Raw genomic sequence first — 23,617 nt, forward strand, 5'->3', positions numbered from 1 at the left:
TGAGCTACCAGGTCTCCGTTTTTTCGGACTGCAAATATACGATTATATCTGAGTTTACAAAACGAAAGACGTTTTTATTTTTCTTATATAAAAAAGAACGTTTTGACTAAGTGACCTGGCTGGGGCTCGAACCCAGGACCCCAACATTAAAAGTGTTGTGCTCTACCAACTGAGCTACCAGGTCGGTTTCTTAAATCGAGTGCAAATATAGGGCGTTTAATACTAATTTAACAAACGTTTTGTGAAGTTTTTTACAATTTATTAATTAATCATTTCGGTTTTAAGAACTTAAATTTAGATAAATTTTTAGTTTTTTTTTGAAAGATAGAATTTCGAGTAAGAAAACTGAAAAAATAAGCCATAGAAACATCATTTTATACATTTGATAAATGATTTATATACTATATTTGTCAACCAGCAAATCTAAATCTATGTGAACCGAAATTATTTTCGGAACGCTATTTAAAGATTGAAATTTTAGAATGAAGAAGAATATACTATATATTATTATTGCTTTGTTTTCGGTAGTGTCGTGTAAAAAATCTGATAATCCAGAGGCAGACGTACCCGATTCTGAATATGCAAACAATTGTAATCAGGAAACAAAAGATGCACATTTATCTAATTTTGCATTGAAAGAGTTAAAGGAATTGATAAAAGATCAACCGCAGATTATTCATCAAAAATTGAATGATCGTTGTTTCAAGGTTTCTAAACTTGGGAAAAATTTATACATTCAAAATTCTGATCGTTTAGATTCTTTGAAGATCAAAAACAATAATCAAGGAACGATGTTTTTGAATAAAATAACAGCAATACAGGTTTCGCAAGAGATTGTTTATAAATTAACGTATTCTTTTCCGATTAAGTTCTTGAATCAATATAGAGCAGAAATCAAAAAAGATGCGCCAAAATCTAAATATCATCATTCAAATTCTATTGTTACCAACGAAGATTATCAGGTAACTTATAATGTGGAGCGATATGATGCAAGACGTTTGGAGAATACGTATTCGTATCAAATTGATACGTTTGATGGATATGCGAGATTAACTATTTTTTATTCAGAAGACTTACCAGTAGACTAATCATGATTATTTCTTTAGTAGGATATATGGGTAGCGGAAAATCGACTACCGGAAAAGATTTAGCCAAAGCATTAGGTTTCGAATTTATCGATCTTGATGATTTTATCGAAAATAAATATCAAAGTAAAATTAGTGAGATTTTTGAAAAAGAAGGCGAATTAGGTTTTCGTAAAAAAGAAAGAGAAACTTTAAAAGAAGTGTTAACTTCAACAAACATTGTACTTTCTTTGGGCGGCGGAACTCCTGTTTATTATGATAATATGGATGAAATCGTAAATAATTCGATTTCAATATTCATGCGAGTGCAATTACCGCAATTGGTAAAACGATTGGAAAATAAAAAAGAAACTCGACCTTTGATTGCTCATCTTTCTGATGAAGAAATGATGGAGTTTATTGCGAAACATTTGTTTGAGCGCAATCAATTTTATGAAAAGGCAAAATATACAATCAGTATTTCGAACCAAAGTACATTAGAGATTTTGGACGAAATTATGAAACATCTTAAAAAGGGGAAGATTTGGAATTAATCCAAATCTTCTCCTTTTATAATGATACCTTCTGCATCTTCTCCACCTTCTTCTAAATAATCATCTAAATCTCGGCGATCTTTTTTCGTTGGTCGACCTTCACCTCTTTCACGATAATAATCTTGCGAAAGCTTGCGAAGCTCTAACACCTCATATTCTTCTTTTGGAGTTGTATCCACAATATGCAAGGTTAACAATTTAGCTCCAATTCTATTATTTGGCACTTGCAATACTTTAAAAGATAAATTAATTTGATCTTTTCTCACCTCAATCGCATCACCTGGAATTATATCTCGCGACGCTTTTGCTACATCTCCATTCACTTTTACACGATTCTTTTTTACCGCATCAGCCGCTAAAGATCTCGTTTTATAATATCTAACACTCCAAAGAAATTTATCTAATCTCATTTAAAACTGAATATTTGTTAGGTTAAACTAATATTTTTTCTAAATTCGCAATATAAATCGAAATAACATGATAAAGAAATTCTTCGTTACTTTAATTGCGTGTTCTGCTGTTTTAGTAGGATGTAATAATGATGATGATAACGGTGTAAGTAAAGAAACTAAAATTCCAGTTGAAGAACGTAATGCATTAGATGATGAAGCGATTCAACAATACATGGAAGATTTCTATTTCAATCCTAAAAATGGAAAACTTACAAAGTTTGATGACGTAAAAGATAATGAGGACGATAAATATCCTTCTTTAAAATCTTTAGCAAAACAAGATAACTTAGGTATATGGTATGCAGAAAACCCTAATCATATAGGAACAGGAGAAACTATTGTATCTAATGATAGCACTTCTATTCATATTTCTTATAATATTGGAACTTTTTTAGCGACTAATAGTACAGATTATAAAAGAAAATATGGATCTATATCTACAGGAGGAACGCCAAATTCTGGTGATGGATCGGCTGTGAAAGATCCTAGTTTTTATTATTTTACACCAACAGCAACTGAAATTAAAAATGGAGTAAAAAGAGAACATTTAGAGTTAAAGAATTTTGTAGAAGGATTAAAACATTTCAAAACAACTGAACGTGCTACAACTGATTTGTATAACTTTCAAGGTGTAATTATTCTACCTTCTCGTTTAGCTTACGGAAGAAATAAAGTATATTCTTCAGGCGTAGGAATTTCTGACCAATTAAGTGCATATAGAGACATTAGTTATATTTTCAATATCGAATTACCTAAAATCGAGAAAAGAACAACAAAATAATTATCTTCAAAACAAGATAATCTTACAAAAACCATCTGTATTGATGGTTTTTTTTTATCTTTAATTTCAAAATGTATTAGAATAAAACCTAAAAAATGAGTATTATAAAATCTATTATCGATAACGATTTCTATAAATTCACCATGCAATTTGGCGTTACAAAATTATATCCAGATGTAATGGCTCGCTATAAATTCATCAACCGTGGTGAACATCAATTTCCTGAAGGTTTTGCAGATGAATTGCAAAAAGAAATCAATGCAATGGCTTCACTTGCTTTAACCAAAGACGAAAAAAACTTTTTCACAACGAACTGTCCTTATTTAAGTCCTGCTTATTTAGACTTTTTACAAGGTTATCGTTATGATCCAAATGAAGTAAAAATCACTCAAAACGGTGCTGATGTAGAAGTACATGTAGAAGGATATTGGTATCGCACAATTCTGTGGGAAGTTCCAATCTTGTGTTTGATTAGCGAAATTTTCTATAAATTGACAAATGCGCAACGTATTTCGAACGAAGAAATCACAAAACGCACAAGTGATAAAGTTGATTTATACAATCGTCTTGGCGTTACAGTTGCGGAATTTGGTACTCGTCGTCGTCACAGTTACGAAGTTCATGATGTCGTGATGAAAGAATTAACAAATCATAAAGGAAAAAGTTTTGTAGGAACTTCTAATGTTCACTTTGCACATAAATATGGCGTAAAACCAATTGGAACTCATGCTCACGAATGGTTTATGTTTCATGGTGCACGCTACGGATTCAAAATTGCGAATTCAATCAGTTTAGATCGTTGGGTAAAAGTTTATTATGGTGATTTAGGAATTGCTTTGACAGATACGTATACGTCGGATGTTTTCTTTGGACAATTTGATAAAAAACTATCTAAATTATTTGATGGCGTTCGCCACGATTCTGGAGATCCAATTGAATTTGGAGAAAAAACAATTGCGCATTACGAAAAAATGGGCATCAATCCTTTATTCAAAACGATTATTTTCTCGGATGGATTAAATTCAGAAAAAGTGGAAATGATTACAAAAGCTTTCAAAGGAAGAATTGGATTATCATTTGGAATTGGAACGAACTTAACAAATGACACTGATTTAAAACCTATGAATATCGTGATGAAATTAACCGAAATTTCTTCGATAGATATAAAATGGACAGGCGTTGTAAAACTTTCGGACGAAAAAAATAAACACACAGGAACTCCACGTATGATTGCTCTTGCAAAAGAAATGTTAGATTTAGATGACATTCCATCTCATGATGCACCAGAAAATGATTAAGAATTTTCTTTAAAATAAAAAATGGAACTCAATATTGAGTTCCATTTTTGTTATCATTTAATATAATGAAAAGATTATTTATTCATTAAATCTTCGATTTCTTCTGCTTCTAACGGAATATTTTGCATCAAGTTGAAAGGCTTTCCTTCTTTCTGAATTACATAATCATCTTCCAAACGAATTCCGAAACCTTCTGCAGGAATATAGAATCCTGGCTCGTTTGTGAAAACCATTCCAGCCATAAAATCATCCGTCAATAAACCATAATCGTGTGTATCTAATCCCATGTGGTGAGACGTTCCGTGCATCATGTATTTTTTGTAAGCTGGCCAAGCTGGATCTTCATTTTGAACATCTGCTTTATCCAACAAACCTAAACCTAACAATTCAGAAGTATAAACTTTTCCTAATTCTTCGTGGTATTTGTACCAATTATTTCCAGGAACTAACATCGTTTCCGCTTCTTTTTTACAACGTAAAACTGCATCATAAACTTCGCGTTGACGTTTTGTATATTTTCCATTAACCGGAATTGTACGAGACATATCTGATGAATAATTTGCGTATTCTGCAGCAACATCAAACAAAATCAAATCACCATCTTTACATTCTTGATTATTTTGAATATAGTGTAACACATTCGCATTATTTCCAGACGCAATAATTGGCGTGTATGCAAAACCTTTCGAACGATTACGAAGAAACTCGTGAACAAACTCAGCTTCGATTTCGAATTCCCAAACTCCAGGTTTTACGAAATTTAAAATACGACGAAAACCTTTTTCTGTGATATCACACGCTTGTTGAATCAATTGAATTTCTTCTGGTTCTTTTACAGAACGTAAACGTTGCAAAATAGGATTTGAACGTAAATAACTATGTCCAGGATAATCTGCTTTCAATTGTTTTACAAAACGATCTTCGCGCGTTTCTACTTGTGGCGCTTCCGTTACACGATAATGTTCGTTTTTGTTCACATAAACATTATCTGCTTCTACCATCAATTTGCGCAAAACATTTGGTAAATCTTGTAACCAAAGTACAGTTTTGATTCCAGAAACTTCTGTTGCTTGAGCTTTTGATAATTTTTCTCCTTCCCAAACTGCAATATGATCGTTTGTTTCGCGAACAAATAATACTTCTTTGTATTTTGGATCGTAAGCATCAGGAAAAATTAATAAGATAGATTCTTCTTGATCTACTCCAGATAAATAAAAAATATCACGATGTTGTGCAAATGGTAACGTAGAATCTGAAGAAATTGGATAAATATCGTTAGAATTGAAAATAGCAAGAGAACGAGGTTTCATTGCTTTTACAAATTTCGCTCTGTTCTTTACGAATAACTCGCTTGGAATAGGATTGTATTTTGTTGTCATAAAATTTTACATTAATTATTATGACCAAATTTAAGAAGATGTTTTTAGAAAAAAAAGGAAAACCCTCGCAGAAACGAGGGTTTTAACCTTAACCAACCTAAACCTATGAAAAAGCCATTAGCCTTTTATGTTGACAAATGTAAGCTACTTTTTTTAAACTGCAAATTTTTTTTAAAAAAAGTCAATATTTTTTGAAGATCAATATGATAAAACGATAATATTCAATAAATAAGGTTTTAATAAAAATTCAATAAATATTCATTTGTAATATTTGGATTATTATTTATATATTTGCACCTCGAATTTTAGTATAAATAATAACTTAAAAGAAGTTAAAAATGACACATTACGAAACTGTTTTCATTTTGACTCCCGTTCTATCTGATTCTCAGGTAGAGGAAGCAGTTAATAAATTCAATGACTTTGTTACTGCTAACGGTGGTGAAATCGTAGCAAAAGAGAACTGGGGCTTAAAAAAATTAGCTTATCCAATTCAAAACAAAAGAAATGGATTCTACCACTTAGTAGAGTTTAAAACAGACAACAACGAATTAGTTTCTCAATTAGAAGTAGCTTACAAACGTGATGAGCGTGTAATCCGTTTCTTAACTGTGAAATTAGACAAGCACGGTATGGACTGGGCTGAAAAACGTAGAACAAAATTAAAGTCTAACTCTAACAAGTAAAAAAGCTATGGCAATCGACGATTTAGCAAAAAAAGCAGCAGGAGGTAGCGAATCAGAAATCCGTTATTTATCTCCTTTAGATATCGAAACACAATCAAACTCAAAATATTGTCGTTTCAAAAAATTTGGAATCAAATACGTTGACTATAAAGACGCTGATTTCTTAATTCAATTCGTGAATGAGCAAGGTAAAATTTTACCTCGTCGTTACACAGGAACATCTTTAAAATACCAAAGAAAAGTTTCTAAAGCGATCAAAAGAGCTCGTCACTTAGCATTAATGCCATTTATTGGTGATCAATTAAAATAATAACCTAAATATTAAAATATCATGAACGTAATTTTAAGACAAGATGTAGAAGGTTTAGGTTTTGAATTTGAAGTTGTTTCAGTAAAACCTGGATACGCACGTAACTTCTTAATCCCTCGTGGATTAGCATCAGTTGCAACTCCAAATAACGTAAAAGCATTAAACGAAGTTTTAGAAGCTCGTAAAGCAGAAGAAGCTACATTAATCGCTGCAGCAAAAGAAAAAGCAGCTAAATTAGATGGTTTAGTTGTTAAAATCGACGCTAAAGTTGGTTCTGGAGACAAATTATTTGGATCTATCAACAATGCAGATTTAGCAGAAGCTTTAATAAAAGCTGGTGTTGAAATCGAGAAGAAAAACATTAGAATCCCTGGAAATACTATCAAACGTTTAGGGAAATACGAAGCTAAAGTTCGTTTCCACAGAGATGTTGAAGTAGATTTCGGATTTGAAATTGTACCAGATGCTGCATCTATCAAAGCTGCTGAAGAAGCTGCTAAAACTAGAGCAGAATTAGCTAAATTAGATGCTCAAAAAGCAGCTAATGCTACTAAAGAAGAAGGTTCTTTCTTCAACTATGATAACCCAATTTACGCTAACGACAAGAAAGCGAAAAAAGAGGAAGTATCTGAAGAAGTTGTTACAGAAGAAACTCCATCTACAGAAGAATAATTATTATTCAACTATATATAAAAAACCTCGCAGTTTGCGAGGTTTTTTTTTATTCCTTATTTTAGATAATCTAAACTATTTACTTCTTTAAACTTTGGAGACCGCCTTAAAAAGTCTTTGAAAAAAGCTGTATGCGTAGCACCCATCAGTACAAAAATGCGATCATCTTTTGTGATTGGTACATTATTCATATTTGCAAACATCCATAAATTACGTTCATAAAACTTTGCTGCTTGTTCTGCTCCTAAAGGATAGCCATTAACTGAAATGGTAGTTAATAAATCTGCATTATAATTAATCATCGAATCTAAATAATCTGGTTGATTTTTTAACCAAAGTAATTCTGCTACACCCATTTTACCCTCATTAATATTATTCTTTTCTTCATTCAAAGAGAATAACTCTTCATATTTTTTATATGTAATGGTATCTTGTTGATTTTTTAACGCATAGTAAAGTGGATAATAATAATCTTTTTGATAATCTATTCCGTAAATTTGTTTTACTCCACTCAAACGCCCAACTTCGTAAGCTAATAACTCTATTTCTGTCGGTTTATCAAATTTCATTTTTGGATTTTTTAAATATTCCGTATAAGAAGCTGCTATTCTTAGATTCTTATAAGGCTCCTGTTCTACTAAAATAATCGTTGGATTAAACATTGCAATCTTTTTTGCAATCTCATGTACTTGTCGAATGTTCTCATTATTATGTTCATCAAAATCAGTCGAATTAGCATCTGGCGTGTACCCCATGTGAAAAGTCCCTACATTGAGAACTGGAATAGCGTCATCAAATTTTGTTTGAAATTGATATTTTGTTTGAGCAGATAAATTCATCGTTCCAATAAATGTAGCAATTGCAATAAATAAGTTTTTCATTTGAGTTAAATTTTAAATTCTGATTCAAATCTCAAACATTTCGAAAAACATATTTTTAATTTATCGACCAACCCTATTGATTTATCGACGAATCACAACTCTTTTAAGTAGAAAACAATCTAATTTTACAAAAAACAGAAAAACAGATGGGAAATAGAAAAGAAATCCAGTTAATTTCTAAAAAGAACGAACTTAAAATTTTAATCATATTCTTATCTGTATATTTTATGCTTAATTATGTGAATGAAGGATTCTTTCGTTTATCTAAAAACAAGCCATTCATTGGAGAAATAGAGCTGTTTAATTCAACAATTTTTTTAGTTAAAGGATTTGTTTCTATCATTATATATTTTATTATTGCGCCAAAAATTTTTAAATCTATCAATTGGAAATCAATATTATTAGCTATAGTATATTCCTTTGCAACATTTATTGCTGTTCGATATTTTATTGAACAAATTATTACTGATCTTCTTTTTAATAAAATCAACTATTTTGAAGGAACTACAATAAGTTATTATATTTATGATAATTTACATTACGGATCTTTTATCGTTTTTTCTTCACTTTTTTTATGGATGACATTACATTCAATTAATACTTTACAACAAAATAATCAGATTGAAAAAGAAAAGAATGAAGCTGAAATTAATTTTCTAAAATCTCAAATCAATCCTCATTTTTTGTTTAATACACTCAATAATATTTACAGTTTAGTCAGTGTAAATTCGCCTAATTCATTGAAAGCAATTGAAAATTTGAGTTCGATTATGCGTTTTACAACCTATGAAACGAATAAAGATAAAATCGAAATTGAACGAGAAATAGATTACATCAATCAATACTTAGATTTGGAACAAATTCGTTACGGAGAAAGATTTTATATCGAAAAAGAATTTTATATCGAGAATTCAAAAAAAATGATTCATCCTTATATTATTTCGCCCTTTATAGAAAATGCACTAAAACATGGTGTTGTAAAAGAAAAAGATCATCCCATCAAAATCAGTTTAAAAACTGATGCTACTTTTCTCGAAATATCAGTTTCTAATAAAATAAATCAACATCAAAAAGATGAAACTTCTGGAATTGGGCTCGTAAATTTAAAAAAAAGGTTGAATTATTATTTTGGAAATAATTATACATTCGAAATTAGGAATGATCACGAAACATTTCATATTTACTTAAAAATTCCTTTTGATGCCGAAAATTAATTGTATTATCATCGACGATGAGCCACTTGCTGTAGATTTATTAAAAAAACATGCAACAGAAAATGAACAACTAAATCTTTTGTTAGCCACAACAGAAGTTTTTGAAGCAATCGATTTTTTGAAAAATAATAAAGTCGATTTAATTTTTACGGATATACAAATGCCCGAATTAACAGGAATTCAGTTGATGAAAATTTTGGATGATTCGCAAAAATTTATCGTAACAACGGCTTATCAAGATTATGCTTTAGAAAGTTTTAATTTTCATGTGGTTGATTATTTATTAAAACCGATTACTAAAACGCGTTTTGATGCTTCTATCAAAAAATATGTTGAGTTTTTTCAATCAACTTCTACTAAAAATCAATCGACTTATTTATTTGTAAAAGCTGATGGAAAACAGGTTAAAATTAATTTTTCTGACTTGATTTACATTGAAGGTTTAAAAGATTATATCCGAATTCATACAAAAACTGAAAAAATACTGGTTTTAGAAACTATGAAATCATTCGAAGAAAAATTACCAAATCATTTCAAAAGAATTCATCGTTCGTATATCATCAACCTTGATTTTTTAACTTCAATAGATGGTAATTCTGTTTATCTCAATCAGAAAATTTTACCAATTGGAGAAACATATAGAAAAGAAATGAAGGATTTTGGTTAAAAGCGTTAAGCAAAAAAAACTCCAACTTTTAAAGTTGGAGTTTTTGTTATTTATATATTTCTTGTTCGTTGTATCAGCAACATATCAGCCAAAACCATCGCAGCTAAACTTTCTACAATAGGAACGGCTCTTGGAACAACACAAGGATCATGACGACCTTTTCCATGCATTTCGACCATTTCGCCATCAGCATTCAACGTCGTTTGTTCTTGCATTAATGTCGCAACTGGCTTGAAAGCAACTTTGAAATAAATATCCATCCCATTTGAAACTCCACCTTGTATTCCTCCAGAAAAATTGGTTTTTGTTGTTCCATCTTGGTTGAATTGATCATTCATTTCTGAACCTTTCATTGATGTTGAAGCAAAACCTTCGCCGTATTCAAAACCTTTCACCGCGTTTATCGACATCATTGCTTGCCCTAAACGAGCATGCAATTTATCAAAAATTGGTTCACCTAAACCTACTGGCACATTTTCAATAACGCAAGTCACTTCACCTCCAATTGTATCACCTTCTTTGCGAATTTCTTTGATACGATCAATCATTTTTTCTGCCATTTCTAAATCTGGGCAACGCACTGCCGTATCTTCAATTTTAGAAAAATCTAATGTAGAATAATCATTATCCAACTTCAACTCACCTACTCCGCTTACATAAGCTGTAATATTGATATTTGGAATCACATGTTTTGCAACAGCGCCACCAACAACCCAATTAGCCGTTTCGCGTGCAGAAGTTCTTCCTCCACCTCTATGATCGCGAACACCATATTTGGTTTCGTATGTAAAATCGGCATGAGAAGGACGAAAAACGCCTTTGATATGATCGTAATCGTGAGATTTTTGATTATCATTCGGAATAATAAACCCGATAGAAGCACCTGTTGTTTTTCTTTCAAAAATACCTGAAAGAAATTGTACTGTATCTGGTTCTTTTCGTTGTGTCACAATTGCAGATTGCCCTGGCTTACGACGATCTAATTGCGCTTGTATCCAATCAAAATCTAATTCGATTCCACTTGGAACGCCATCAATTACACCTCCAATCGCTACACCATGACTTTCGCCAAAAGTTGAAATTTTAAATAGTCTTCCGAATGTATTCACAATAATATATGTGTTTTTTGTTTTTATTTTTCGAATTGATAAATCACTGCATTAACATTCATTGTAGCTCCAACAGAAGCTAAAATAATTGTATCATTTGCGTGAAATTGATGAGGAGCTAATTCTCCTTTTTTGATTAAATCAAACATTGTAGGAACCGTTGCTACAGATGTATTTCCTAAGAATTGAACCGTCATTGGATCAATTTTTTCTGGAACAGCTACACCATATAATTTGTATAAACGCTCTATCATCGCATGATCCATTTTTGCATTTGCTTGGTGCAATAAAATTTTATCAATATCAGTAATTGATAAATTTGTTTCGTCTAACAATTCTTTTATTGCTGGCGGAACATTTTTTAATACGAATTCGTAAACTTTACGACCTTTCATATTAATTGTTTTGATTGAACCTTTATAGTCTGGATTTGTAGAACGTCCATTTGTCAAGTAGGCTAATTCATCACCTGTATAACTTAAAGTTTCATGATTGATGATTCCATATTTATAGTCAGCTTCTTTTGCTTCTAAAACAACTGCTCCTGCTCCATCTGCAAAAATCATCGCAGAACGATCATGTGGATCTACAGCACGAGATAACGTGTCAGAACCGATTACCAAAACTTTCTTAGCAATATTTGTTTGAATAAATTGATGTCCTAAAATCAATGATTCTATCCAACCTGGACAACCAAATGTCATATCATAAGGCTTACATTTTAGGTTTTTGATTCCTAAATTATGTTTTACTTTTGCCGAAATTGACGGCATAATATCAATTTGATGACCAACAGGATCAATATCTCCAAAATTGTGCCCAACGATTATATAATCTAATTCTTCTGGATTAACACCAGATTCTTCAATTGCTTTTTTAGCAGCAAAAGTTGCGATATCAGAATTTAATAAATCATCTTCTACATATCTTCTTTCTCTGATTTCTGTAATTTCCTCAAATTTACGCGTAATTTCTTCACCAGTTTTATCCAAACGATTTCCACTTTCATCATAAAATTCGTGGTTAACAAAATCTTCGTTCGTAACAATTCTATTTGGTAAATAGTGTCCAGAACCTGTAATTACAGAGTTTATCATATTAATATTGTTCAATTTTAATAAAAAAATAATAGCGACAAAGTTACACATTTCATTAAAATAGTCATGAAAAATATGTAATAACTCATGCCGAAATTAATAAAGTATAATTAATTTAGCAGCATGAAAAAAAATCCTTCATTAATTGGTCTTTTAATCGTCTGTGGATTAGCTGCTTTGATCGTTGTTGTTTATAACACTTTTTTGAGCAAAAAAGATGGGTATGTGATTGACAATCCATCAAACAAAACCTTGACAATCAAAATTAACGATAAAGATTTTACAATTGCACCGCAACAAAATGCAAGAGTAGACCTGAAAAAAGGAAAAGCGCATATCGTTTATAGTTTTAATAACAAAAATGTAGATACAGTTGTAGATATTACAAGAGCAAATGGTTTTATAAATCCAACGCATCAAGAATATTATACATTTACACGACCTTATGGTGTTAGAAAAAACAAAGATTCTATCTTTTTATCAAACAATATTGCAATAGATAACAAGGTTTATCACGGAATTATCGAAAAATCTTCTCAATTATACATCGAAAACTTTTACTACAACATCGATCAGGATTATCCTAAGATGTTTATAAAAAGTGGCGGAAGCGAGAAAGCAACTGATTTATCGAAAATATTTAACAAAGAAGATTTTAAACAATTTTATTTCGAGAATTACGAATAAGATTTAGATTTTATAACTTTACAAAATGGCAAATCATCAACACGATGCAGTAACTCCTTACGAAGCATCAGATCTAAATAAAAAGAAACAAGTCGAGCAAATGTTCGATAATATTTCGCCAAAATACGATTTATTAAACCGTGTTTTATCAATGGGAATCGATATTCAATGGCGAAAAGATGTCATCAAAATGGTAAAAGCTTCTCAACCAAAAACGATTTTAGATATCGCGACTGGAACAGGAGATTTAGCGATTATGATGGGTAAAAATACCGATGCAAAAATTACTGGATTAGACTTATCTAACGGAATGTTGGAAGTTGGTCGCAAAAAAGTAAAAGAAGCTGGATTAGAAAATCGTATCGAAATGGTACAAGGTGATTCGGAAAATTTACCTTTTCCTGATAACACTTTTGACTGTGTAACCGTTTCTTTTGGTGTTCGTAATTTTGAAAACTTAGAGAAAGGTTTAGCAGAAATTAATCGTGTTTTAAGACCTGGAGGAACTTTTGTTATTTTAGAGTTTTCTTATCCTACAGCTTTTCCAATGAAACAGTTGTACACATTTTATTCTAAAAATATTTTACCTGCAATTGGTAAAATGGTTTCGAAAGATCAAAGTGCTTATACCTATTTACCAGATTCAGTTCGTGCTTTTCCACATGGAGAAGAAATGAAAAACATCCTGAAAAGTGTAAAATTTACACAACCTATTGATAAAAAACTTACTTTTGGTATTGCAAGCATTTATAAGAGTATAAAATAAAATTGCTTGTTATTCGTTGAAAGTCTATGAGAAAAAATCTAATCATCGCATTATCGTTAACTGTTGCTAGCATTGCAAATGCACAGTTTCGCCCTAATAATGACAGAAGCGAAAACAGAACTGAAACTGATCAGAAAAAATTTAGTTTTGGATATTTCTTGGGAACTAATATGATGAGTTACAAGATTGTTCCTAAAGCTCAAACAAATCCGTTACCAGGAACTCCTCAAACTCCAGAAGATGATGGAGTAAATGAACACGGTTTAGTTTATTTAGATCAAGAAAGTAAAGCTGGTTTCTCTGTTGGATTAATCGCAAAAATGCGAGTAAATGATTATATTGATTTAAAATCAGAACCAGGATTACATTTTGCTCAACGTATTTTACATTTTCGTAATGCCCCTTTAGCTGGTACATCAACTGGGACTTATGAAGGAGATTTAGAAGATTCTAATGTAAAACGTGAAGTAAAATCTACTTATATCGAAATTCCATTGTTACTTAACTTTCACGGAGATCGTTGGTTCAATACACGTCCATACATTCAAGGAGGTTTGGGTTATCTAATGAATTTACAATCGAACGAAAATAAAGAAGACGATAACGCAACTGGAGTTTTCAGAACAACAACAAATAACTTTAACTGGCAAGCTGAAATTGGAGTTGAAATTTATTTCAAACGATTTAAACTTACACCAGCTCTAAAAGGTATGTTCTTCTTTAATAATGAAATTGTTCCTGATAAACCTTCTACAGACCCTTATTGGACAGGAAGCTTGAATTCATTATCAACCAGAGCATTTGTTTTTTCTCTAAAATTTGAATAAAAATTTAAAGTCATAATCATAAAATAATAAAAACCATAAATAAATAATCACATGAATTTTCAATTATCGGAAGAACAATTAATGATTCAAGAAGCTGCTCGTGATTTCGCTAAAGCCGAATTATTACCAGGAGTTATCGAACGCGATGAAACATCTACTTTCCCAACTGATGCAGTAAAAAAAATGGGAGAACTTGGATTCTTAGGTATGATGGTTGACCCAAAATACGGAGGATCTGGTTTAGATAGCGTTTCTTATGTCATTGCAATGGAAGAAATCGCTAAAGTTGATGCTTCTGCTGCTGTTGTCATGTCAGTTAACAACTCTTTGGTTTGTGCTGGTATGGAAAAATATTGTAACGAAGATCAAAAACAAAAATATTTAGTACCATTAGCTTCTGGTCAAGTGATTGGAGCATTTTGTTTATCTGAGCCAGATGCTGGTTCTGATGCGACTTCTCAAAAAACTACTGCGGTAGATATGGGAGATCACTATTTATTAAATGGTACAAAAAACTGGATTACGAATGGTGGTACAGCTTCTACTTATTTAGTAATCGCTCAAACTGATCCAGAAAAAGGTCACAAAGGAATCAATGCTTTCATCGTAGAAAAAGGATGGGCAGGTTTCGAAATTGGACCAAAAGAGCAAAAAATGGGAATCCGTGGTTCTGACACACATTCATTATTCTTTAATGATGTAAAAGTTCCAAAAGAAAACCGTATCGGTGAAGATGGATTTGGATTTGCTTTCGCAATGAATGTCTTAAACGGAGGACGTATCGGTATTGCTTCTCAAGCATTAGGTATTGCTCAAGGTGCTTATGAATTAGCGTTAGATTATGCAAAAATTCGTAAAGCATTCAAAACAGAAATCATCAATCATCAAGCTGTTGCATTCAAATTAGCAGATATGGCAACTAATATTACAGCTGCTCGTATGTTATGTTTCAAAGCAGCGGTTGAGAAAGACGAAGGAAAAGATATTTCTATTTCTGGTGCAATGGCAAAACTATTTGCTTCTAAAACAGCGAACGAAGTTGCTTCGGAAGCCGTTCAAATTCATGGAGGAAATGGTTATGTTCGCGAGTATCATGTAGAGCGTATGATGCGTGATGCAAAAATTACTCAGATTTACGAAGGAACATCAGAAATTCAAAAAATTGTAATTTCGAGAGGAATTGCTAAATAATTTTAGATAAATATAATTATTTTTTATCTTTATGAGACATCTGTTAATGACAGATGTCTTTTTTTATTTATTTAATCAAAAAACAATACGTCGTATATTTGTGGCGGAAAAAATATAAAGAAGATGAAAATTTTTAGATTCGGACCAAAAGGTCAGGAGAAATCAGGTGTAATCATCGATGAGAAAAAATTCGATGTTTCAGCATCTGGAATTATTTATGATGATGATTTTTTTGGAAATACAGAAAAGCAAGAAACTTTACAAAAATATATCGAGCTTAACATTAACAGCTTGCCATTAGTTGAAGATAATGTACGTATTGGTACACCTTTAACTCGTCCAGGAAAAATTGTTTGTGTAGGTCTTAACTTCGATGATCACGTAAAAGAAACAGGTTTACAACAACAAGCAGAACCGATTATGTTTATCAAAGCGAATCAATCGTTTAACGGACCAGAAGACGGAATTATGCAACCAAATGGTTCTACAAAAATGGACTGGGAAACAGAACTTTGTATTATTATTGGTGAAAAAGCAAATAATGTAACGGAAGAAGACGCTATGAATCACGTATATGGTTATGCATTGATTAATGATATTTCTGAACGTGCTTTCCAAACAGAACGTGGTGGAACTTGGGACAAAGGAAAAGGATGTGATACATTTGCACCTGTTGGACCTTTTATTGCAACAAAAGACGAAATCGAGGATGTAAATAATTTACGTGTTTGGTTAAAATTAAACGGAGAATTAATGCAAGATGGTAATACAAGTGATTTTATTTACCGTATTCCTAAATTAATTTCTTACCTATCTCAATTTATGTCTTTCTTACCAGGAGATATTATTTCTACAGGTTCTCCAGCAGGATCAGGAATGGGAAAAACACCTCAAGTTTGGTTAAAACCAGGAGATGTTATCGAATATGGAATTGAAGGTTTAGGTTCTACAACTCAAACTATTTTACCTTTCTCAAGAGGTTAAAATAAGATATCTTACAATAAAAAACCGTGCATTTTAAATTTTGAATTGCGCGGTTTTTAAATTTTGTTTAGCATCATACTTAATTGATTAAACGATAAAATGAATACTTTTTTATGTAATCAGTTAATCATTTTAAAACAATCTATCAATTAAATAGAACGTCTAATTCGAAAAAAATATTGGATATTCAATTAATTAACGTAATTTTGCAAACGTTTTGACAACCATCTAAATGGTACAAATCCATCAAAATGACGAATAATTCCTAAAATCTTTTGGGAAAACAGAATCATTTTGTACATTTGCACCCCGATCGGATTGTCGGTAATTTATAAAATATTAAAAATCAAGATAGTGGACACGTTAAGTTACAAAACTTCATCAGCCAACAAAGAAACTGCTCAGAAAGAATGGGTAGTTGTGGACGCTTCTGACTTATCATTAGGTCGTTTAGCGTCAGGTGTTGCGAAGCTTATCAGAGGTAAGCACAAAACAAACTTCACTCCTCATGCAGATTGTGGAGATTATGTAATTGTTTTAAACGCTGACAAAATTCAATTAACAGGTAACAAATGGGATGACAAATTATACATCCGTCACACAGGTTACCCAGGTGGACAAAGATCTTTAACTGCGAAAGAAGTTTTTGCAAAAGATCCTGTACGCTTAATCGAAAAGTCAGTAAAAGGAATGTTACCTAAAAATAAATTAGGTAGTAAATTATTGACTAATTTACATGTATTTGTTGGTACTGAGCACAATCACGAAGCTCAACAACCAAAACAAATCGATATTAACGAATATTTATAATCTAATTCCATGGCAATAGTTCATAAAATCGGACGTAGAAAAACATCTGTTGCTCGTGTATACTTACAAGAAGGTAATGGAGAAATCTTCATTAACGGGCGCGAGTTAGCAATCTACTTCCCTACGGCAGTATTACAATACAAAGTAGAACAACCATTTTTAATCACTGGTACAAAAGAGAAATACAATGTAGATATCAAAGTATTTGGTGGTGGAATCACTGGTCAAGCTGAAGCAATTCGTTTAGCAATTTCTAGAGCTTTATGTGAAATTGACGCAGATTTTCGTTTACAATTAAAACCAGAAGGGTTATTAACACGTGACCCACGTATGGTTGAACGTAAAAAATTCGGTCAAAAGAAAGCGCGTAAGAAATTCCAATTCTCTAAACGTTAATTTATTCAATTCATTAAAAAATCCATTTTCCGTTGGTTTAGCATCTAAACAAATAAGGCTAGAATTTTTCGACCACTTGTTTGTTGCTTGTTGAGATAACGGAACGTAAACTAAAAAAAAGAAAATGGCAAAAGTAAATGTAAAGGACTTATTAGGTGCTGGTGTGCACTTTGGTCACTTAACAAGAAAATGGAATCCGGCTATGGCTCCTTATATTTTTATGGAGAAAAACGGAATCCACATCATCGACCTTCACAAAACTGCAGTGAAATTAGATGAAGCATCTGAAGCTTTAGGAAAAATTGCTGCATCTGGACGTAAAGTTCTTTTTGTTGCAACTAAAAAACAAGCGAAAGATGTTGTAGCTAAGCATGCTGAAGAAATCAACATGCCTTATATTACAGAACGTTGGCCTGGTGGGATGTTAACTAACTTTGTTACTATCCGTAAAGCAGTTAAAAAAATGAATTCAATCGATCGTATGAAAAAAGACGGTACGTTTGAAACACTATCTAAAAAAGAAAGATTACAAGTTGATCGTCAAAGAGCATCTTTAGAGAAAAACTTAGGTTCTATCGCTGATATGACACGTTTACCATCTGCAGTATTTATTGTAGATATCGTACGTGAGCACATCGCTGTAGCTGAAGCTCAAAAATTGGGTATTCCAATCTTTGCAATGGTTGATACAAATACTGACCCACGTCAAGTAGATTTCCCAATCCCTGCAAATGATGATGCTTCTAAATCTATCGATATCATCTTATCTACAGTAGCTGATTCTATCAAAGCTGGTTTATCTACACGTAAAGCAGAAAAAGAAAAAGCAAAAGAAGGTAAAGAAGAAGGAGCTGAAACAAAAGAAGCTTAACATTAACTTGATGATCAATTCATCGATATAATATACCTTGTAGCTCCTACACCACTTTGTGGTGTACGAGCTACTTTTATTTAAAATATTAAGAAACAAAATAAAAATATTACTATGAGCTACAAAGCAACAGCCGCTGAGGTAAGTAAATTAAGAAACGCAACTGGTGCGGGAATGATGGATTCTAAAAAAGCTTTAGAAGAAGCTGGTGGAGATTTCGATAAAGCTGTAGAAGTTTTACGTAAACAAGGACAAAAAGTAGCTGCTAAAAGAGCTGACCGTGATTCTACAGAAGGTGCAGTTATCGCTAAAGTTAACGCTGACCAAACTAAAGGTATCGTTATCGCTTTGAACTGTGAGACTGACTTCGTTGCTAAAAATGAAGCTTTCGTTGCTATGGCTAACGAAATCGCTGATTTAGCTTTAACAGTTAACTCTAAAGAAGAATTATTAGCTTTACCATTCGCAGGAATTACAGTTGGTGAAAAATTAACTGAGCAAACAGGTGTTATTGGAGAAAAAATCGAAATTGGAACTTTCCAAGCTATCGAAGGTGCTATCGTTAATTCTTACATCCACGCTGGTAACAAAATTGGTGCTGTAGTTTCTTTATCTGCTAACGTAGAAGGTGCTTCTGAAGTAGCTCGTGACGTTGCTATGCAAGTTGCTGCTATGAACCCAGTAGCATTAGATGAAACTTCTGTTGCTCAATCTGTAATTGACACTGAATTATCTATCGCTAGAGAAACTTTAGTTGCAGAAGGTAAACCAGAAAACATGATTGAAAACATCGCTCAAGGTAAATTACAAAAATTCTTCAAAGAGAATACATTAGTTCACCAAGCGTCAATCAAAGACGGAAAAACTTCTGTTCAAGATGTTGTTAAAGCTGTTAACGCTGACTTGAAAGTAACTGGATTTATCCGTTACAGCTTATAATACGTTTATAATTTTTATTATATATCTTAAAGTGATGCTAAATTTTAGCATCACTTTTTTGTTTGGTATATAATTTGAAATGTTTGTTTTATAATTAATTATTTTTATATTTGTTAGGATTACAAGCATATGAAACACTTTATACTATTTATAACTATATTTTTATTCACCATAACTTCTGCATCAGCTCAGTCAAGATTTGATCAGGATAAAGGCTCTGTTAGTATTTATCCAAATCCTACGAGTTCTACATTTACAATAAAATTTGACAATCCATCAAAGGCAAGTTCGGTGTCGATATATTCGATTATTGGAAATGAAGTGATGAATAAAAAATTAGACGGAAGCCAAAAAGCAAACTTTAACGTACAAAGTTTGAAAAAAGGAAAATACATTGTTCGCGTTTTTAATGAAGATGGAACAACAGAAACACAATCGTTAATTAAGAATTAAGATTATTCATATAAAACAAAAAAGCTTCTCAAAAATTTGAGAAGCTTTTTTTATATCGTTACCCGAAAGTTTATTTCGCTTTCTTGTAATTATCTTCAACTTGTTTCCAATCCAAAACATTGTTAAACGCTTTCAAATAATCATCACGTTTGTTTTGATATTTTAAGTAATAAGCATGTTCCCAAACATCAATTCCTAAAATTGGCGTTCCTGCAACTTCTGCTCCTGGCATTAATGGATTATCTTGATTTGCTGTACTTGTAACAGCTAAAGAACCATCTTCTTTTACAACCAACCAAGCCCAACCAGAACCAAAACGTTTAGAACCTGCTTCGTCCAATTGTTTCATTATTTCTTCTGTCGAACCAAATGTTGCATCAATCTTCGCTTTAAGATCTCCTGTAGGTGCTTTCTGTGGCGTTGGAGACATAATATCGAAATATAGCATATGATTGTAATATCCACCAGCATTGTTACGTAAAGCAGCATTATTCATATCCATTTTTTTCAAAATATCTACAATATCATTTGATTTGATATTCGCTTCCTTTAACGCTGTATTCAATTTGTTGATGTATCCTAAATAATGCTTAGAGAAATGAACTTCCATTGTTTTTGCATCAATGTATTCGTTCAATTCATCGTAACCATATTTCAAAGGTTTAATTTGGAAAGTTCCTGGGTCAGCTTTAACATCTGTAGGATTTCCAACAGGCTCTGCAGCAACTTGCACTGTATCTTGTTTTACAACTTCTTTAGTTGTTGAGTCAGCATTTTCTTTCTTCGTTTCGCATGACTGAACAAAGAAAAGAACACCCAAAACTGACATCAAAAATATACCCTTTTTCATCTTATTCTTTTATGTAGTTTACTTATGATATTAATATTTCTACTAAAATATACTAAAACTATCGAATATAAAATTGATTTCTTTTAATTTTCTGTTAAAATGGAGATTATCATATTAAACAATAATGGTAAATTGTTTTATATTTGAATGTTCACAAATAAATTTCTATGAAAATAATACTTATTTTTTTAATATCATTGCTGACATCTCATATAAATGCTCAAGAAAATAATTATGAAAAAATTACTAGAACTACTCAAAATGGAGTAAAATATGGAATAAAAAATATAAAAACAAACAAAGATAATATCCCTGCAATTTATGATGAAATAAAACAATATAGAGAAGGGTATTTTATTTCAAAAAAAGATAATTATTATGGATTAATAGATACAATTAATAACATTACAATTCCATTTAGATACAAAGAAATACTATTTTTAGAAAAAGATAGATTCTTGTTATCTAATCCAATATTTTATTTAGCTGATAGTAATGGAAAAAAAATAGGAGATATAACTTTTGATGATGTATATTCATATAATTCTAATACTATTCAGTTTCTAAAAAATGGTAAAATAGGTTATTTAAATATAAATGGTAAGATAATTTTAGAACCTAAGTTTGAAAAGGGTGATACTGCTATAAAAGATTTTATTGTTACTTATTCAAAAAAATGGAATTCATTTGGATATGATGTAGTAACTTTAGATTTATTTGGTAATGAGATTAATAGACAAAACATCGGTACAATGGGTAATTATCCTATATTATTTAATACAAAAGGTAAATTATTATATAAAGGCGAAAACAATGAATCTATAAATTTTTATAATCAATCAGATTTAGCTATAGCATCTAGATATATAGGCGATAATAAGACAAGATATATTTTTATAGACATTAATGGGAAAACAAAAGCTTTTTTTGATGATATATATGGATTACACTTTTCAGAAGTATTTATAAAAATTGAAAAAATAGATAATCATTATAGAAAATTTGGTTTGATGAATTATAAAGGCGAAGTTATTTTTAAACCTATTTTCAAAGAAATTACTAGTTATATGTTTAATAATAATCAATATGCTAAACTCGTATTGAATGATGAAGATTTTTTTTTCATAGATAAAAATATGAATTGCGTTAATTTTGAAAATAAAAACTGTCCTGATAACAATTAAAAAAATATGAACTTCCCAAACATTCAACAACAAAAATACTTAAAAGAGTTAAGTAAAAAATCTAAACTAAAACTATGTATCATTGGTCAAGATATTTATCCAGAAGATGCTAGCGGTATTGCTTTTTGTAAAAATAAATTTGAACAATTACTTTCATATAATTGCTCTGGAAAATATGTTTTAAAATCTTTAGGATATGATTTAGATTATTTTAAAAATGAAAAAAAAATCTCCACTGAGGAACTTTTTATTGAACTTTTGAATAAAGGAGTATGTTTTATTAATATCTCATATGAATTATTAACAGAAATACCTATTGAACAATTAGAAGACTCATTAAGTAAATTTAAAACATTTAATAAGTTTTTTTTAGAAAAATCTGATAATATAGTATTACTTGGAAAAACAACAACTCTTAAACTATTCAATAAAAATTATAGTGAATACACTAATTTTGAAACTCTAATTCATCCTTCTCCAAGAAATAAAAGTAAGTTAGAATGGAAAGAAATATATGAAAAACCATTTTTAAAAGATAAATATATGCTATAGAATAAAAAAAAAGGCACTCTCCTTTAAAGTGTGTAAGTTATAAATAAACTTGGGTTAGGATAGTTTTAAATTCTAACCCTTTTTTGATATAAATTCAAGAACTGATCTAAAATAATTCCCCAATTATGTATTGGCATAGACCATTTTTTGGTTGCTTCTCTTACCGCCAAATATACGGATTTCATAACAGCTTCGTCGGTCGGAAATGATAATTTATTTTTGGTGTATTTTCTGATTTTTCCGTTCAAATTCTCAATAAGATTAGTTGTGTAAATGATTTTTCTGATCTCTAAAGGAAATTCGAAAAAGACACTCAAATCTTCCCAATTGTTTCTCCAGCTGGCTACAGCGTACGAATATTTAGACTCCCATTTCATTGCAAAATCTTCCAAAGCCGCTTCAGCAGCTTGCCTGTTGGGAGCTGTGTAAATCAATTTCATATCAGCTGTGAATTCTTTTTTGTCCTTCCAAACTACAAATTTACATGCATTTCTGATCTGATGAACGACACAAATTTGAGTTTTAGATTCAGGAAAAATTGTTCGAATTGTATCCGTAAAACCATTCAGATTATCCGTAGCAGTGATTAAAATATCCTCTAAACCGCGCGCTTTCATATCCGTTAAAACGCTCATCCAGAAGGATGATGATTCGTTTTTACCAAGCCACAAGCCCAAAACTTCTTTCAAACCATCGGTTCTTAATCCGACCGCTATATAAACGGTTTTATTGATGATTTTTGAGTTTTCGCGAACTTTGAAAACGATTCCATCCATCCAAACAATCAAGTAAACAGGTCCTAATGGGCGATTTTGCCAAGCAATAATGTCAGCGGTAACCGCCTCAGTGATGCGTGAAATGGTGGATGTAGAAACCTCGAAATTGTACATTTCGCGAATCTGTTCTTCGATATCCGAAACGCTCATTCCTTTGGCATAGAATG

27 protein-coding genes, 1 tRNA gene and 1 pseudogene are annotated in these 23,617 nt (G+C 31.4%); 21 read left to right on the forward strand and 8 right to left on the reverse strand.

The window, feature by feature from the left end; genetic code table 11:
* Positions 1–111: 111 nt before the first annotated feature.
* A tRNA-Lys gene (locus tag B3J26_RS14705) sits at positions 112–184 on the reverse strand.
* Between the two features lie 298 nt (positions 185–482).
* Between B3J26_RS14705 and B3J26_RS14710 the strand changes: the two genes are divergently transcribed.
* Positions 483–1,088: a hypothetical protein gene (locus B3J26_RS14710; protein ID WP_280050413.1), complete on the forward strand. Its 606-nt coding sequence runs from the start codon at positions 483–485 to the stop codon at positions 1,086–1,088.
* Between the two features lie 2 nt (positions 1,089–1,090).
* Positions 1,091–1,618, forward strand: a complete 528-nt coding sequence (locus tag B3J26_RS14715) for a shikimate kinase (RefSeq protein ID WP_291074975.1) — start codon at positions 1,091–1,093, stop codon at positions 1,616–1,618.
* Here the strand turns inward: B3J26_RS14715 and B3J26_RS14720 are convergent.
* Positions 1,615–2,028 (reverse strand): RNA-binding S4 domain-containing protein, encoded by a 414-nt coding sequence (locus B3J26_RS14720; protein WP_115001391.1) that lies wholly within the window; start codon positions 2,026–2,028, stop codon positions 1,615–1,617. The genes B3J26_RS14715 and B3J26_RS14720 overlap by 4 nt on opposite strands.
* A 67-nt stretch (positions 2,029–2,095) precedes the next feature.
* On the opposite strand from B3J26_RS14720, the gene B3J26_RS14725 reads away from it, so the two are divergent.
* Positions 2,096–2,851 (forward strand): hypothetical protein, encoded by a 756-nt coding sequence (locus tag B3J26_RS14725; protein WP_291074977.1) that lies wholly within the window; start codon positions 2,096–2,098, stop codon positions 2,849–2,851.
* A gap of 95 nt (positions 2,852–2,946) precedes the next feature.
* A complete protein-coding gene (gene pncB, locus B3J26_RS14730; RefSeq protein ID WP_291074979.1) occupies positions 2,947–4,149 on the forward strand; it encodes a nicotinate phosphoribosyltransferase in 1,203 nt (400 codons plus the stop codon).
* Positions 4,150–4,223: 74 nt separating this feature from the next.
* On the opposite strand, the gene B3J26_RS14735 is transcribed toward pncB, so the two are convergent.
* Entirely contained in the window at positions 4,224–5,528 is a 1,305-nt protein-coding gene (locus B3J26_RS14735) for an aminopeptidase P family protein (RefSeq protein WP_291074981.1), read from the reverse strand.
* A gap of 338 nt (positions 5,529–5,866) precedes the next feature.
* Here B3J26_RS14735 and rpsF point away from each other — a divergent pair, with 338 nt between their 5' ends.
* The 3 genes and pseudogenes from rpsF to rplI all read left to right on the forward strand — a co-directional run.
* Entirely contained in the window at positions 5,867–6,214 is a 348-nt protein-coding gene (gene rpsF / locus B3J26_RS14740) for a 30S ribosomal protein S6 (RefSeq protein WP_019976571.1), read from the forward strand.
* 7 nt (positions 6,215–6,221) lie between these two features.
* On the forward strand, positions 6,222–6,524 hold the full coding sequence (gene rpsR / locus B3J26_RS14745) for a 30S ribosomal protein S18 (RefSeq protein WP_019976570.1): 303 nt from the start codon (positions 6,222–6,224) through the stop codon (positions 6,522–6,524).
* A gap of 21 nt (positions 6,525–6,545) precedes the next feature.
* Positions 6,546–7,043, forward strand: a pseudogene (rplI, locus tag B3J26_RS14750) (50S ribosomal protein L9); the annotation flags it as partial.
* A 209-nt stretch (positions 7,044–7,252) separates the two neighbouring features.
* Here rplI and B3J26_RS14755 read toward each other — a convergent pair.
* Positions 7,253–8,077, reverse strand: a complete 825-nt coding sequence (locus B3J26_RS14755) for a DUF5694 domain-containing protein (protein ID WP_291074984.1) — start codon at positions 8,075–8,077, stop codon at positions 7,253–7,255.
* A gap of 146 nt (positions 8,078–8,223) precedes the next feature.
* On the opposite strand from B3J26_RS14755, the gene B3J26_RS14760 reads away from it, so the two are divergent.
* Entirely contained in the window at positions 8,224–9,291 is a 1,068-nt protein-coding gene (locus tag B3J26_RS14760) for a sensor histidine kinase (protein WP_291074986.1), read from the forward strand.
* A complete protein-coding gene (locus B3J26_RS14765; RefSeq protein WP_291074988.1) occupies positions 9,278–9,958 on the forward strand; it encodes a LytR/AlgR family response regulator transcription factor in 681 nt (226 codons plus the stop codon). The genes B3J26_RS14760 and B3J26_RS14765 overlap by 14 nt, the downstream gene beginning before the upstream one ends.
* Before the next feature lie 50 nt (positions 9,959–10,008).
* On the opposite strand, the gene aroC is transcribed toward B3J26_RS14765, so the two are convergent.
* A complete protein-coding gene (gene aroC / locus B3J26_RS14770) occupies positions 10,009–11,073 on the reverse strand; it encodes a chorismate synthase (RefSeq protein ID WP_291075005.1) in 1,065 nt (354 codons plus the stop codon).
* A gap of 17 nt (positions 11,074–11,090) precedes the next feature.
* Positions 11,091–12,164, reverse strand: a complete 1,074-nt coding sequence (locus tag B3J26_RS14775; protein ID WP_291074990.1) for a 3-oxoacyl-ACP synthase III family protein — start codon at positions 12,162–12,164, stop codon at positions 11,091–11,093.
* Positions 12,165–12,287: 123 nt separating this feature from the next.
* On the opposite strand from B3J26_RS14775, the gene B3J26_RS14780 reads away from it, so the two are divergent.
* The 10 genes from B3J26_RS14780 (at position 12,288) to B3J26_RS14825 (ending at position 20,088) form a co-directional block, all read left to right on the forward strand.
* Positions 12,288–12,851, forward strand: a complete 564-nt coding sequence (locus B3J26_RS14780; protein WP_180904965.1) for a hypothetical protein — start codon at positions 12,288–12,290, stop codon at positions 12,849–12,851.
* 25 nt (positions 12,852–12,876) lie between these two features.
* The gene (gene ubiE, locus B3J26_RS14785) at positions 12,877–13,617 is read left to right on the forward strand and encodes a bifunctional demethylmenaquinone methyltransferase/2-methoxy-6-polyprenyl-1,4-benzoquinol methylase UbiE (protein ID WP_038334486.1); all 741 of its coding nucleotides are present in this window, start codon (positions 12,877–12,879) and stop codon (positions 13,615–13,617) included.
* 26 nt (positions 13,618–13,643) lie between these two features.
* Positions 13,644–14,444 carry a porin family protein gene (locus B3J26_RS14790; protein ID WP_180904967.1) on the forward strand — a complete coding sequence of 267 codons (801 nt, stop codon included), beginning with the start codon at positions 13,644–13,646 and terminating at the stop codon, positions 14,442–14,444.
* Between the two features lie 51 nt (positions 14,445–14,495).
* Positions 14,496–15,635 (forward strand): acyl-CoA dehydrogenase family protein, encoded by a 1,140-nt coding sequence (locus B3J26_RS14795; RefSeq protein ID WP_115001412.1) that lies wholly within the window; start codon positions 14,496–14,498, stop codon positions 15,633–15,635.
* 123 nt (positions 15,636–15,758) lie between these two features.
* Positions 15,759–16,619 (forward strand): fumarylacetoacetate hydrolase family protein, encoded by an 861-nt coding sequence (locus B3J26_RS14800; protein WP_286500306.1) that lies wholly within the window; start codon positions 15,759–15,761, stop codon positions 16,617–16,619.
* A gap of 354 nt (positions 16,620–16,973) precedes the next feature.
* The gene (rplM, locus tag B3J26_RS14805; protein ID WP_038334665.1) at positions 16,974–17,429 is read left to right on the forward strand and encodes a 50S ribosomal protein L13; all 456 of its coding nucleotides are present in this window, start codon (positions 16,974–16,976) and stop codon (positions 17,427–17,429) included.
* 9 nt (positions 17,430–17,438) lie between these two features.
* Entirely contained in the window at positions 17,439–17,825 is a 387-nt protein-coding gene (gene rpsI, locus B3J26_RS14810; RefSeq protein ID WP_291074994.1) for a 30S ribosomal protein S9, read from the forward strand.
* Between the two features lie 124 nt (positions 17,826–17,949).
* Positions 17,950–18,696, forward strand: a complete 747-nt coding sequence (gene rpsB / locus B3J26_RS14815; protein WP_038334479.1) for a 30S ribosomal protein S2 — start codon at positions 17,950–17,952, stop codon at positions 18,694–18,696.
* Positions 18,697–18,810: 114 nt separating this feature from the next.
* Complete coding sequence (tsf, locus tag B3J26_RS14820; RefSeq protein ID WP_038334478.1) at positions 18,811–19,635, forward strand: translation elongation factor Ts; 825 nt, start codon at positions 18,811–18,813, stop codon at positions 19,633–19,635.
* Positions 19,636–19,764: 129 nt separating this feature from the next.
* A complete protein-coding gene (locus B3J26_RS14825) occupies positions 19,765–20,088 on the forward strand; it encodes a T9SS type A sorting domain-containing protein (protein WP_038334477.1) in 324 nt (107 codons plus the stop codon).
* Positions 20,089–20,158: 70 nt separating this feature from the next.
* Here the strand turns inward: B3J26_RS14825 and B3J26_RS14830 are convergent, their stop codons facing one another.
* Complete coding sequence (locus B3J26_RS14830; protein ID WP_291074997.1) at positions 20,159–20,938, reverse strand: superoxide dismutase; 780 nt, start codon at positions 20,936–20,938, stop codon at positions 20,159–20,161.
* A gap of 167 nt (positions 20,939–21,105) precedes the next feature.
* Between B3J26_RS14830 and B3J26_RS14835 the strand changes: the two genes are divergently transcribed.
* Positions 21,106–22,122: a WG repeat-containing protein gene (locus tag B3J26_RS14835; protein ID WP_291074999.1), complete on the forward strand. Its 1,017-nt coding sequence runs from the start codon at positions 21,106–21,108 to the stop codon at positions 22,120–22,122.
* Between the two features lie 6 nt (positions 22,123–22,128).
* Positions 22,129–22,674 (forward strand): hypothetical protein, encoded by a 546-nt coding sequence (locus B3J26_RS14840; protein ID WP_291075001.1) that lies wholly within the window; start codon positions 22,129–22,131, stop codon positions 22,672–22,674.
* 65 nt (positions 22,675–22,739) lie between these two features.
* Here B3J26_RS14840 and B3J26_RS14845 read toward each other — a convergent pair.
* Positions 22,740–23,617: IS256 family transposase (locus B3J26_RS14845; protein WP_291075003.1), on the reverse strand; the 878-nt coding region annotated here is incomplete at its 5' end.

Source organism: Empedobacter sp. UBA5987, assembly GCF_002429865.1.
Classification (GTDB): Bacteria; Bacteroidota; Bacteroidia; order Flavobacteriales; family Weeksellaceae; genus Empedobacter; species Empedobacter falsenii_B.